Source organism: Metabacillus mangrovi, from assembly GCF_009711125.1.
GTDB classification, from domain to species: domain Bacteria; phylum Bacillota; class Bacilli; order Bacillales; family Bacillaceae; genus Metabacillus_B; species Metabacillus_B mangrovi.
In genome coordinates, this window is the sequence record NZ_WMIB01000004.1 from 25,566 (window position 1) to 38,442 (window position 12,877).

Annotated in this window: 10 protein-coding genes; 4 read left to right on the top strand and 6 right to left on the bottom strand. The window is 47.2% G+C overall.

Going from position 1 to position 12,877, the window contains the following annotated elements; all coding sequences use genetic code 11:
* Positions 1-57: 57 nt before the first annotated feature.
* Together GKZ89_RS06360 and GKZ89_RS06365 are read right to left on the bottom strand one after the other, a co-directional pair.
* Positions 58-906: a Cof-type HAD-IIB family hydrolase gene (locus GKZ89_RS06360; RefSeq protein WP_155111567.1), complete on the bottom strand. Its 849-nt coding sequence runs from the start codon at positions 904-906 to the stop codon at positions 58-60.
* Positions 903-1,676 carry a DeoR/GlpR family DNA-binding transcription regulator gene (locus GKZ89_RS06365; protein WP_155111568.1) on the bottom strand — a complete coding sequence of 258 codons (774 nt, stop codon included), beginning with the start codon at positions 1,674-1,676 and terminating at the stop codon, positions 903-905. The genes GKZ89_RS06360 and GKZ89_RS06365 overlap by 4 nt, the downstream gene beginning before the upstream one ends.
* A 161-nt stretch (positions 1,677-1,837) precedes the next feature.
* Between GKZ89_RS06365 and GKZ89_RS06370 the strand changes: the two genes are divergently transcribed.
* Positions 1,838-2,059 (top strand): hypothetical protein, encoded by a 222-nt coding sequence (locus GKZ89_RS06370; protein ID WP_155111569.1) that lies wholly within the window; start codon positions 1,838-1,840, stop codon positions 2,057-2,059.
* A 650-nt stretch (positions 2,060-2,709) separates the two neighbouring features.
* On the opposite strand, the gene GKZ89_RS06375 is transcribed toward GKZ89_RS06370, so the two are convergent.
* Positions 2,710-3,747: an aldose epimerase family protein gene (locus tag GKZ89_RS06375; protein ID WP_155111570.1), complete on the bottom strand. Its 1,038-nt coding sequence runs from the start codon at positions 3,745-3,747 to the stop codon at positions 2,710-2,712.
* A 175-nt stretch (positions 3,748-3,922) separates the two neighbouring features.
* On the opposite strand from GKZ89_RS06375, the gene GKZ89_RS06380 reads away from it, so the two are divergent.
* Positions 3,923-5,056 carry a zinc-dependent alcohol dehydrogenase gene (locus tag GKZ89_RS06380; protein WP_155111571.1) on the top strand — a complete coding sequence of 378 codons (1,134 nt, stop codon included), beginning with the start codon at positions 3,923-3,925 and terminating at the stop codon, positions 5,054-5,056.
* 151 nt (positions 5,057-5,207) lie between these two features.
* Here the strand turns inward: GKZ89_RS06380 and GKZ89_RS06385 are convergent, their stop codons facing one another.
* Positions 5,208-5,684, bottom strand: a complete 477-nt coding sequence (locus GKZ89_RS06385) for a VanZ family protein (RefSeq protein ID WP_162356545.1) — start codon at positions 5,682-5,684, stop codon at positions 5,208-5,210.
* Positions 5,685-5,916: 232 nt separating this feature from the next.
* Here GKZ89_RS06385 and mreBH point away from each other — a divergent pair, with 232 nt between their 5' ends.
* A complete protein-coding gene (mreBH, locus tag GKZ89_RS06390) occupies positions 5,917-6,924 on the top strand; it encodes a rod-share determining protein MreBH (RefSeq protein ID WP_155111573.1) in 1,008 nt (335 codons plus the stop codon).
* Positions 6,925-7,129: 205 nt separating this feature from the next.
* A complete protein-coding gene (gene ytvA, locus GKZ89_RS06395; RefSeq protein ID WP_241680150.1) occupies positions 7,130-7,879 on the top strand; it encodes a YtvA family blue-light photoreceptor in 750 nt (249 codons plus the stop codon).
* A 41-nt stretch (positions 7,880-7,920) separates the two neighbouring features.
* On the opposite strand, the gene GKZ89_RS06400 is transcribed toward ytvA, so the two are convergent.
* Both GKZ89_RS06400 and GKZ89_RS06405 read right to left on the bottom strand, forming a co-directional pair.
* Positions 7,921-11,481, bottom strand: coding sequence for a heparinase II/III domain-containing protein (locus GKZ89_RS06400; protein WP_155111574.1), 3,561 nt, complete (start codon positions 11,479-11,481; stop codon positions 7,921-7,923).
* A 180-nt stretch (positions 11,482-11,661) separates the two neighbouring features.
* Entirely contained in the window at positions 11,662-12,873 is a 1,212-nt protein-coding gene (locus GKZ89_RS06405) for a glycoside hydrolase family 88 protein (protein WP_155111575.1), read from the bottom strand.
* Positions 12,874-12,877 lie beyond the last annotated feature (4 nt).

Below are 12,877 nucleotides of genomic sequence, written 5' to 3' on the forward strand. Positions count from 1 at the left end.
AAAACCTGCTCCGTCACGCCCCGATTGCAATCAGGTTACGCCGGCAGCAGGTTTTCGTTAAAGCCTGTTCAGCATTTGGGCGACACCGTGCTCATCATTCGAGCCCATGATGGCGTCACTTTGGATTTTGATTTCTTCTCTTGCATTGCCCATCGCAAATTTCTTTCCGGCAGCCTGGATCATGGATTCGTCATTCATGCTATCCCCGATCGCAGCTGTTTCCTCAAGGGAAACGCCAAACTTTTCTGCAAGTTTTTTCAGGGCGATCCCCTTTGAGTCATCTTCATGCTCCAGCTCAAAGTTATGATTTGCCGAAGTGACGATCGTCAGTCCGGGATGATCCTTAAACTGCTCCCAGCCTGTTAAGCGCTTTTCCTCATTAAAGGAGAAGGCGAGAATGTTATACAGCTCTGCATCAGCCGGGATAGAAGAACAGGAATCAATAAATTGAAAACCAGTCTGGCTGAACTGCTTGTAGGCAGCAAGCTTAAGCCCGTCCTGAGAAATTTCGGGGTTGGAGCTTGCCAGCCGGTCCATTTCGATCTGCAGCAGCTCCCTCCCTTTCTGCGGTGTGTAAATCGCTTCGCTGCTGAAAACCTCGTAATAAAATTCGCGGGTCTCCAGCCATTTCATAACTTCGATCGCTTCGTCCCTGCGGATCGGCACCGAATGGAAGAGCAGTCCGTCAGGATCATGGATCGTTGCTCCGTTTGCAGCAATGATCCATGGATTTATCCCCGTGTTTTTAAAAATTGCCTGGACGTCAAAATGTGCCCTTCCGGTTGCTATGATGACTTCAATGCCTCTCTTCGCTGCAGCTTTCATAGCATGAAGGTTTTCCGGGCTGATTTCATTTTTGCTGTTCAGCAGCGTTCCATCCAAATCGATAGCGGCTATTTTCGTCATTTCGTTTCCTCCGTATCAGCTATGAGCAGTTCTACTTGATGGCTGTCAAGCATGTTCAGGATCGCGGCATCCGGCTCCCTGTCTGTGATGACCATATCAATTTCCTCCAGATGAGCAAACGTAAAGAAATCCGTTACGTGCAGCTTCGAATGATCAGCCAGTACAATCACTTGATTAGCTTGTTCAATCATGCTTTTCTTTACCATTCCATCCTCTTCATGTGCGATGGTCAGGCCTTTTTCTGAAAGACCGACAAGCCCGATGAACGCTTTATCTGCATGATATTGTGTCAGCTTATCAAGCACCTGTGCCCCGTAAAGAAAGCCGTGCTCCTTCTGAAGCTCTCCTCCAAGCAGATGAATGCGGACACCTCTTTTTGCAGAAAGAATTCCCGCCTGATGGATGGAATTTGTAATGACGGTGCAGTTCTCTTCCTGCAGAGATTCCGCGCAGGACTGCACGGTAGTGGAAGCATCAAGGATAATACGGTCCCCCGGACGGATCAGAGATGCTGCTTTTTGTCCAATGCGTTTTTTTTCTTCAGATACATGCTTCAGCCTGTTGCTGTAATCTTTGATCTCCTGGTGGGCTGAAGGCAGAATGGCTCCGCCCCGCGTCCGGATGACCGCCTTCATTTCCTCCAGTTTTACAAGATCTCTTCTCGCAGTATCACGGGATACTTGATAAAGAGAGCAGATTTGATCCACAGTTATCCGTTTTTTTGTTTTCATCACGTCTAGGATGGCATCAAGCCGTTCTTCTTGGTACATGGACATCCGCCTTCGTAAGCATTGATAAGTAATATATAAGTTATTATAAGTAATTCACTTAAAAACTGCAATACATTCCTTAAATCAGCATCTTAAACATACTTTTTCCCGTTTATGGGTAAAGATTCACAGTACGAATACCAAGCGAGGAGAGCTGAACAATGAGAGAGACCACCATTGCAGTAAAAGAGCCCCTAAATGATGAAAAGATCCAGATGATTGAATCCCGCCTTGTACAAACCGAAGGAATCGAGCGGGCTCTCGTTGATGTAGAGACAGGGAACATCCGTGTAGCCTACAATGAGATGGTGATCGCTCCTGAGCTGATTATGCAGGCACTGAGCGAACACGGTATGCAGTCAGAGGAAGTTCAAAACGCCTAAAAGCTCAAGCCGGGATTCGGCTTGAGCTTTTTTTTGCCATTACATACTCAAAGTTGACTTGAATCTTCCGCTAAACGGAAGCCGCTGAACTGCCACCGCTTATCCGGCTGAAAAAAGTTGCGGTATAATGGCCTGATATGGCAGGAAGGACTACTGCACGGCTATCCATATACAGGCGGATCTTTTTTTACCTGATTATGCTTTCTCTTCTCCATGAAAATAGCCGGAACGGACTCTGACAGAAACAAAAACGGACTGAAATGAACGGCAGGCGGCATTGCGAACTAGGATATCTTCGAAAATATGGAGTTATCTTCGAAAATCAGGACTTATCTCCAAAAATCAGGATATATCTTCGAAACCCATAACTTATCTTCGAAAACAAAGATATATCTCCGAAAACACCAGTATATCGATTTTTCGACCGCTTTCGACAAAAAAGCCAAATCCAGCCACGCCCTTTTTGCCACCATTAAGCGGGTAAAGAGGCAGACAATCTGTCTCTTTACCGCTAAAATCCTGCCATATTCGTATACTTTGTCCGCTCATCCTCAATTGTGATCAGCTTCACGTCTTTCATCAGAAAGCTGAACAAATCCCAGCGCTTGTCCTCAAAGCTGATCCGGTCTCAGATGCTGTAAGCTTAAGCTCTATTTCGATGTAAATTTCCATTTCGCGTAAGCATGATACGTCTCGCCTTTTTTCAGGAGGACCGATGGAAATCCTTCATGATGAACGGCATCAGGAGGATGCTGTGTCTCCAGGCAGACTGCACAATGCTTCCTCGCCTTGATGCCCTCCTGCAGGACGATATCCTCTCCCATGGCATTGCTTGAATAAAGGATGACAGAAGGCTGGTCGGTTTCTGCGTGCAGCAGCCTTCCGCTCTTTTCATGGTAAAGAACCATTTCTCTCCCCTCATCCAGCAGGAATGGATGGTCATATCCTCCCCCGGCAATCGCGATCTGCTCATCTTCGGAGCGGAATCCTTCACCGAGCTTTCTGCCTTTGCGGAAGTCAAAAACGGTACCTTCCGTCCTCCGTTTATTGCCGGTCGGAAGCGAGTCGGAATCAAGCTCCAGGTAATGAGCGCTCGGAACTGTCAGTTCATGCTCTCCTATATCTTCCTTTACATTTCCGCTTAAATTGAAGTATGTATGGTTCGTCATGTTCAGGACCGTATCCTGATCACTCTCTCCTGAATAAGACAAGGTGAGCTCGTTTTCCTCTGAGAGGATGTATGTAACTTTTACTTCAAGGTTTCCGGGAAAACCCTCTTCTCCATCGGGGCTGTGATACGTAAACTCGACACCGTTTTGATCTTCTAAAGGACGGGATCCCCAAATTTTGTGCGTGAATCCTGATTCTCCTCCATGCAGATGATGCCCTTCCTGATTGGCAGTCACCTTGAAGGCTTCCGCTCCTACCGGAAGGTCTCCGCTCCGGATCCGCCCTGCGACTCTTCCCACTACCGCACCAAAATAAGGTACTTTATTCCGGTAGTCTTCCAGGCTGTCACAGCCCAGGACAACGTTTTCAAGTTTTCCGTTTCTGTCAGGAGCCAGAATCTTTGTAATGGCACATCCGTACTCCACTGCGGTTACTTCCATCCCTTTGCTGTTCTTAAGTGTGTATGCATAGACAGTACGGCCGTCTATCGTTCCAAATTCCGTTTTAGCAGCTATCATGGTGTTCCCCTTTCAGACGAATAAATAGAATTAATTGAAGCATAATCCTATTTTTCTGCATTGTAAAGCGGAGGAATGAACCGTTTTGCCGGCCCTATTTTCTTCATCGAAATGATTAGCATGCTAAATAACGGGAATAGAACTGTGTCGAAGAGAATAAAAAGGAGTGTGTGGGATGAGAGCAGTGACGTATCAAGGTTCAGAGAAAATTGAAGTGAAAAAGGTAGAGTATCCGAAAATCCAGGAAAACAGCGACATGATCGTCAAAATCACTTCCACAGCTATTTGCGGTTCTGATTTGCATCTTTATCAGGGTAACATGCCGATTAATAAGGACTATATTATCGGTCATGAGCCGATGGGAATCGTCGAAGAGATCGGCTCTGATGTGAAAAACGTCAAAAAAGGGGACCGGGTCGTCATCCCGTTCAATATTGGCTGCGGCACATGTTTCTACTGCAGCAACCATATGGAGAGCCAATGTGACAACTCCAATGCGCACGGAGACCAGGGCGGGCTTTTCGGCTTCACAGAGATGTTCGGCGGACATCCAGGCGGACAGGCTGAATACTTAAGAGTCCCTTTCGCAGATTTCACCTCTTTTGTGGTTCCTGAATCGTGTGAACGAGAGGATGAAGATCTGCTGTTTATGTCTGACGTGCTTCCAACCGCTTATTGGAGCGTGGAAAATGCGGGGGTTAAAGCAGGAGATACAGTCATCGTATTAGGCTGCGGTCCTGTTGGCCTGATGGCCCAGAAATTCTCTGCGATGGCCGGTGCAGAAAGAGTGATCGCTGTCGATCAGCTGGATTACCGCATGAATAAGGCAAAAATGATGAATTCTGTTGAAACTTTTGATTTCACCTCACAGGATGATCCGGGTTCATACTTGCATGAAATAACGAGCGGCGGTGCTGATGTAGTGATTGACTGTGTAGGAATGGACGGGAAAATGTCTGCGATGGAGAGAATCGGCCAGAAGCTCAATCTTCACGGAGGAAGCCTCGGGCCCATTCAAATTGCCCAGCAGGCTGTGAGAAAATTCGGCACCATCCAGCTCACGGGAGTTTATGGGGAATCCTATAACAACTTCCCGCTCGGTGACATCTTTTCAAGAAATATAACGGTTAAAACAGGTCAGGCACCGGTTATCCACTTTATGCCGCGTTTGTTTGACATGATTCAGTCCAATCAGATTACGCCTTCAGAAATTGTTTCCCATAAAATCGGCCTGGATGATGCAGCCCATGCTTACAACATCTTCAACAACCATGATGACGAATGTGTGAAAGTAGTATTAAAACCATAAGAGGGATGCCTTAGAACCCCTGGATAAACGAAAAACCCGGAATGCAATCGGCATTCCGGGTTTTCCGATGCAAGGGAAGGGAGCATACGCTGAGCTCAGTCAGCGATTTAAAAGAAGCACATGTCAATACAGGAATCAATGAACGTACCGGTTATTTTTTTACCGTTTTTTTGCCCAGCCAGTATAAAACATATCCAACAGCGCCCCCTGCTGTATTAAGCAGAATATCATCCACATCAAACACCCCGAGAACGAGTGACAGCTGGATGCATTCAAGCAGCATGCTGAATGTAAAGGAAAGGAGCAGCATCCTCCATCCGCTCCGGCACTTTTTGAAGAGCATCGGGACAAGTATGCCAAAAGGAATGAAGCCGGCAAAATTCCCTATTAGATTCGGAATCATCAGTCCCGGTCTGGTTTCTGCCACCATCAAGTATCTCTTGACCGTCGCAAATGGCGTCCAGTTGCTGTAGGCAAGATTCTGCTGAATCATGTCCCTGCTCAGCCCCGCAAAATGTGAGGGGGTTTCCATTAACGGAATTTGTTTAAAAAGAATCAGCTTCAAAAGGAACGCTGCATAGAGAATCAATGCGCCTGCAGCGAGCGTTTTAACCTGTCTCTTAACCATGTGCATTCCATCTTTCGTTAAACATGCGGATTTTTTAACCGCCAGTTATCATTATCAGCCTAACTTTATCAGATTCTTCTTTTGAATGATAGGCTGACTATACAGACTTTCCACCGGTCCGGCACGGCTAAACAGCATTTTAAAAATTTCCATTGAAACGTACCCCCATAAATCGACAAGATTATTAGAAGCCTTATATAAGTTTCGAATTCTCTAAAGAATGGGTGAAATTATGTTATCAAACACTGAAATTGGAATTGACTTAGGAACGGCCAATATATTGGTCTACACGAAAAACAAGGGAATTATCATAAACGAGCCATCTGTCGTGGCCATTGATACGGAAACAAAAAACGTTCTCGCTGTTGGAGTTGAGGCAAAAAACATGATCGGAAAAACTCCGGGGAAAATCGTAGCGATCCGCCCCCTGAAAGACGGCGTTATTGCTGATTATGATGTAACGACTGAAATGCTCAAGCAGATTATGAAAAAAGCGGGCAAGCAGCTTGGATTCTCGATCCGTAAACCGAGTGTGGTTGTTTGTACTCCTTCCGGTTCTACATCTGTAGAAAGACGCGCCATTCATGATGCAGTCAAAAATTGCGGCGCTAAGCACGTTCATCTGATTGAAGAGCCGGTAGCAGCAGCTATTGGAGCGGATCTGCCTGTAGCTGAACCCGTTGCCAATGTTGTCGTTGATATCGGAGGAGGAACAACAGAAGTAGCCATCATTTCCTTCGGCGGTGTTGTTTCCTGCCATTCGATCCGCATCGGCGGCGATCAAATGGATGAAGACATCGTTACATATGTCCGCAAGAAGTACAATCTTCTCATCGGGGAACGTACAGCAGAACAAATTAAAATGGAAATCGGCTATGCATTAACAGACCATGAAGAACTGACAATGGAAGTGCGCGGCCGTGACCTTGTTACAGGCCTGCCAAAAACCATTGAACTTCATTCCAGTGAAATTCAGCAGGCTATGAAAGAATCTCTATCCCACATCCTGGAAGCAATCCGTGCTACTCTTGAGGACTGCCCTCCAGAATTGAGCGGAGACATCGTCGACCGCGGGGTCATTCTGACAGGAGGAGGAGCCCTTCTGAATGGCATGCAAGACTGGCTGAGCAAGGAGATCGTCGTTCCGGTTCACCTTGCTCCAAATCCGCTTGAATCTGTTGCTATCGGAACAGGGCGGTCACTGAGTGTCATTCATAAACTGCAAAAAGCAGCAAAATAACAAACTGGCACACCACAGCAGACAGGCTTCATGAGAAGCCAGCTTAAAAGAACCCCCGGGAAGCATCCCGGGGGTTTCATTTATCCTTCTATTTCCGCGGCACCATCTATAATGCTGGTGAATACGGGGTTTCGTTACCTTACCGTTTATAGTTTAATAGAAAGGGTATAAGGATTTAGAAGATTTCTCGGGAGGACGATTTTTTTTGAATAGTACAATAAGCAATGAGTTATTTAGAAAAACGATGAATTCCGCTCAAGTGGGAATGAGCATTACAGATCCGTCACTTCCGGACAATCCGCTTGTGTATGTGAATGATGGCTTTTACACGCTTACCGGATACTCTTTTGAAGACGCGGTCGGCAAAAACTGCCGATTTCTGCAGGGACCAGGGACGAACAGAGAAGCCATTATTGCGGTCAAGGAAGCGATCAGACTAAAAGAGTCTGTTACCGTAGAGCTTTACAATTATAAAAAGAACGGAACTCCTTTCTGGAACGAACTTCATGTAGAACCTGTATACATCGAAAGCGAGAACAAAACCTATTTTATCGGCATCCAAAAAGATATTACAGAACAACGCGCATACATAGACCGAATTACAGAGCTTTCTACTCCGATTGTACCGATCGATGACCGCATATCTGTCCTGCCCCTGATTGGGGACCTGACACCTAAACGGTCTGCGGATGTCATGAGTGCAGTATCCTCTTACGCAGCGGATAGCGAAGACGCAGTGATTATCGTTGATTTATCAGGGCTGATTAAGATGGAAAACAATGAGGCTGCAAGCCTGATACAACTTCACAGCATCCTGGAAATGATGGGTACAGAGCTTGTCCTGACAGGCGTCTCTCCCATGCTGATCCTTCAGACAAGCTCGCATTTGATCAGCGATTTGTCTTCCATCCGGACATTCATGAATGTAAAACAGGCTATCAAAGCACTCACGTGAGGAAAGAAAAACCCCGGCAGCAGCTGCCGGGGAAGGGAAATTCAGCGTTCGATCACTGTAACTCCGTCCATTTCCACTCCTGAAACTCTTTTTCCATTGACTGTAATGTTTGTAAATCCTGTTCCCTGTATGAACAGAGAGGCACTCTTCACCTTTTGCTCCTCCGGCAGAATAATGGTCAGATTCTGATTGGCTGAAAGGATTTTAACAGGCACCTCACGGCAGCTGTCGGCCTGTTCAGGATGAAGGGCTACACTTCCTGCGAGCAGTTCCCCTTCCTTTGCGGTAAAGTCTCCTGTCAGACACGTGATTCCTTCCTCATCCGAGATCTTAATTCCTTTATCATCAAACCATTCCGCCCGAAACTCTTTTCCTCCGGCACCAAAGACGTGCACAAAACTTGCAGCCTCTCCATTTTGTCTTTCAATCAAAACCGGATAGGATGTCTCAGGCTCTGATGACGGGCCGGGACCCATTGCGACTGCTGCCTCTCGAAGTCCTGTTCCGAGAGAAACCATTTGGAGCTCTTTATTGTTCCATTTCCAATCCGCCTTAAAATCATCTTGGACAAAAGCACTTTTCGGACCTGTCAGAAATTGATATCCGTTTTGACTGCCGAGTGGTGAATGCCGGTCTGACAGTTTAAGGCTGTTCGAAAACGCACCGAGCCCGTGAAAAACCCAGTCATATTGCCTGATTGTACCGGGACTTTCCGCTTCCATCCAATCCACAGCGTAACGGCCGTGCAGCAGGATCGTCCGCTTGATTTTTGTACCTGGGTATACCTCACCGGCATCTCCTCTCATCAGCTGCAGTTTTTTCCCGGCAGCGAACTGCTCGAGCCTTCCCTCAACAGCTTTTTGGGAGACCCCGTCTACGATCAGCGTATTATGGCTGATGCTTTGCTTATACCAGCCAGTATAGAGGACATGACCGTAGCTAGGTGTTCCAAAATCAGGCGCGAACGCCTCCCCGTCTGCAAAAAGATCGATATGAAGCTTATCAGGATGGCCGTGTGAACCGCCATAAGGTCCGTAATCCATAAGAACGTACATGGAAGAATTTCTGAGAACACTTTGTCCGGCTCCTTCAAAATTCCGGCTTTTCCAAGTGTAGCTGCCGTCCTTAGGGATTTCAGGAGCACCCTTAAATAGAGCATATTCCCCTTCTCTCGGAAGCTTTTGATACTTTACATCAAGCAGCCAGGCATAGCTCTTTGTCCGATAGGCTGTAAATGCAGGCTCATAGTCGAAGTTTCCTTTTGCACTTACGGAATCAATCAGCGAGCTTCCATAAATGCCTCCATCATTATTAAATGGAAGAGCAAGGTTCGGATAGGCATAATCCAGCGGAAGATCATACATTTTCTTAAAATTCGGATTGCCGAAAAGGTCGTAGCCCCAGCTCTTTGCTCCGTCGGCAAGATGCTGAAGAGCCCTTAGTGCATATAAGTGATAAGCGATGGATCCTTCCCACCAGAATCCGTCGGAAAGAACACTTTCATTCATTAAATAATGGAATCCATGCTCACCATTGACTGCAAACTCCATATATTCCCTGTCTCCGAGAACAAATCCAATCATTCCTACAGCAGCATTGTGCCATGCCTGCCAGTTGGAACGGCCCATATCATATTCACTGATGGCGACCGCTGATGGCCGCAGAAGATTGAGCTCAATATTTGCCTTATCTTCATCTTCCAGAAACCCGCTGCCGTAAAGGAGGTCGTACGTATATGCGAGATCGACCATACTTACCGCTTCATCAAGCGTTTGCCAGTACAGCCTGCCGCCGCGCGCCTGTTTCTGGTAATTTGGATAGATCGCGGCATAGTCAAGCAGAATTCCGGCGGCCTTTTTTCCGTATCTCTCTTCCCCGCTTAGGGCATAAGCGGCTGCAAGCGTTCTTGCTGCCTTGATGATTTCATTATGCCGGTAATACCTCCAGCCGGCATCATAGGATTCTCCTTCATAATAGCGGTCTTCAGAAGGACAGTAATGTTTATGCGGACTGGATGCATCGTAATCAAGCCTCGAGCTGTCATCGCAAAGGAACCACATCCCATGGCCCCCTGCCGTATCCGGCACCTGCAGCTGGCTCATCACAAGCCCATCTGCCTGCTCCTTCAGCTTTTTATCATAAAGGCCCGCCCATTGCTCTTCTGCCACTCTGGTCCTGGCAGCTGTCAGCTCCGCTTTGCTGATGAAGGATTTGGGCCTTTCATGTAAAGCCGGCTCCCACTTTACAGACTTACTTTTCAGTTTAACCTGGAAGCTTGCTCCGAGTTTCAGCCTCGAGATAATCGAGATTGTCACAGATTCTTCCCCTCCTTCCGGCTGCCCATCCGGCCATTTCCATCTGACAGCGATCCTTCTCGATTCTCCGGGCAGAAGATCGCCTGATGGGGCATCGATTGAAATTTCCTGTGCGTGTTCTTCCGGTACAACGGCTTCGTAATGGTCAGCTGCTGCCGCTTTATTCAGCACCGTGACATAATAAACCTGTTCTGATCCAGGCGGACCCGATTTTTCAATGGTTTTTGGAGAAACCTGAAAAGACTCTCTTATAAGCCTCAAGTCATCAAAATACACTTCTGTATCAGCGCTTGGAGGCTTGTCGCTGTACCAGTACGAATGAAAGGTCAGTTTTTTTACAGAATGAAGGCCGAGGGGCTGCCTGGAAGGAGTAAAATCCTTCAGAGGAAGGGAAACAAGCTTCCAGCCGGTCCAGTCTATTTTTATCCCGCTCATGTAATAGTCAAATCCCTCTGTCTCTGGATCATCAGAATCAAGTATCGGGTAGATCATCGTCCCGGTTGCTTTTTTGGAGTAAAGCCAGAATTCGAGCTTGTCATACCTCGACCAATCAGCGGGGATGGCAGTCGTCTGCACAGCCTTTTTGACCGGCATATTCGCCCACCTTCCGCTGTACAGCCCTTCCTTTACATGCTCGCTGCTCTCGGTAACAGAGCTCCACTTTCTCGCATCCTCAAAACCGTCTATTGGCAGAATATCAGATTCCTTCGAATAGTCCAGTGTCATATGGTCCAATACCAGCTGTGTTTCTGGGTTTGGAGTTTCCCCGTACCACGACGTATGGAAGCGGAGCTGGTCAATTTTTTGAAAGCCTGCCGGTGAATACCCGGAACGAAAGGAATAGAAAGGGATCGAAACCTTTTTCCACCCTTCCCATGTCATGCTGATGGATGTAATGTAGTAGTCAGTTTGCGAAGTTGATGGCTCATCAGAATAGAGCACAGCATAAATGCGGTCATTCGTTGCTTTTTCGGAGTAAATCCATAGATTGAGTGTATCAAAAGAGGACCAGTTGTGCGGAATAGCAGACGTTTCAATCGCTTTAATCATTTTTCCATTCGAACGGTCTGTAATGTTCCACCGCCCTGCTGAGCTTCCTTCATGGACAGTTTCCTGTTCCGGAACGAGCCCCCGCCAATCGGAAACGCTTTCAAAATCATGGACGATGAGCTGATCTTCCTCTGTCAGCTCTTTCTGCGGCAGTTCATCTGCTAAGCCCCTTACCGGAAACCCCGGCAGAAGCAGCACGAAAGACAGCAGAATCAGCATTCCCTTTTTTATCCTCATTCATTTCCCCCGGTTAAAGCCCGCTCACAAGCTTAAATCTTGGCAGGAAAAGAGAACAGTCAACTCTGAAAAGAATGAGCCGAACCTATTTTTTTATCTTCTGAGGCTTCGCTTTCAAGGCAGTCACTGCTAAAAGCGAAGCCCGGACCAGCAGCTGCCTGCTTCAGCAGACAGCCCTTTTTACCAGTACAGATTCCAGTTTTTCTTCAGGCGCACAAGTCCTTCCAGGTAATAATAATCTCCCCATAAATTTGCTTCATCTACGCCAAGTTTTTCGGGCTTTGCATAAACACCATGAAGGAGGAGAGCGTTGGAATCCGGGCAATCTTTAGTAGAGTAGCCTGTGTACAGATCCTTAAGCATTGCAATGGCAGCTCTGCTATAGTACTCCTTCCATTCCGGATCCTCTGTATACTTTGCCAGTTCATGCAGGCCGCAGGCCGTGATCGCACTGGACGAACTGTCTTTTTCTTCCCCGCTTCCGTCTGTAAAGGCGAGATCCCAGTATACGACTCCATCCTCAGGGGTCCTGTTCAGGAAATAATGGGCAAGTTTCTCTGCAAGCTCTGTAAACTCGGTGTTTCCCGTGTATTTATAACTGAGCGGGAAACCGTAGATCCCCCATGCCTGCCCTCTCGCCCAACAGGAGTCATCCCGGTACCCCTGATGTGTTTTTCCGAACTTTGCTTCTCCTGTTTCCGTATCAAAGTAATACGTATGAAAGGTAGAGGCATCTTCACGGACAATCCACTTGAACGCATTTTTCGCGTGCTGCTCAGCAGCCTGCTGATACTTATCCTCACCCGTAACTTCAGAAGCCCAATACAAAAGCGGAAGATTCATCAGGCAATCGATGATGATGCGTCCTCTTTGATTCGGATCGTTCAAATCACCCCATGCCTGGATGATGCCTGCTTTCTCAAAGTAGCGGGTCATCAAATGGTCCGCCGCCATCAGGGCCGCTTTTCTGGCTGTTTCATTGCCGGTCAGACGGTACCCGCTGACACAGGAAAGAGTATAAAGAAATCCAAGATCATGATGCTCGCAGTCTATTTTTTCCTGAATCCGTCTGTAAAAGCTGTCAATGTGGACTTCTCCTGCCTCCCGGTACTTATCCTCTCCTGTCAGTTCATAGGCAAGCCAGATCATACCGGTCCAGAAGCTTGTCGTCCATCCGAAGTTGCCTCCCCGCTCCCGGCCTGGCTTCTCTGGGATTCTTGGATAGTACCTGTTTTCTCTCGTAGTATCATCTGGAAAAACAGAAGTAAATTCCTCGAGGCTCCCGCTTATTTTCTGCAATGCATGCGCGATCGCTTCATCAACAAAACCAAGATCGGCTGCAGCTTTTCTGTACCGGTCATTCCGGACTCCTTCATTGAGTACACCCACCATTGTC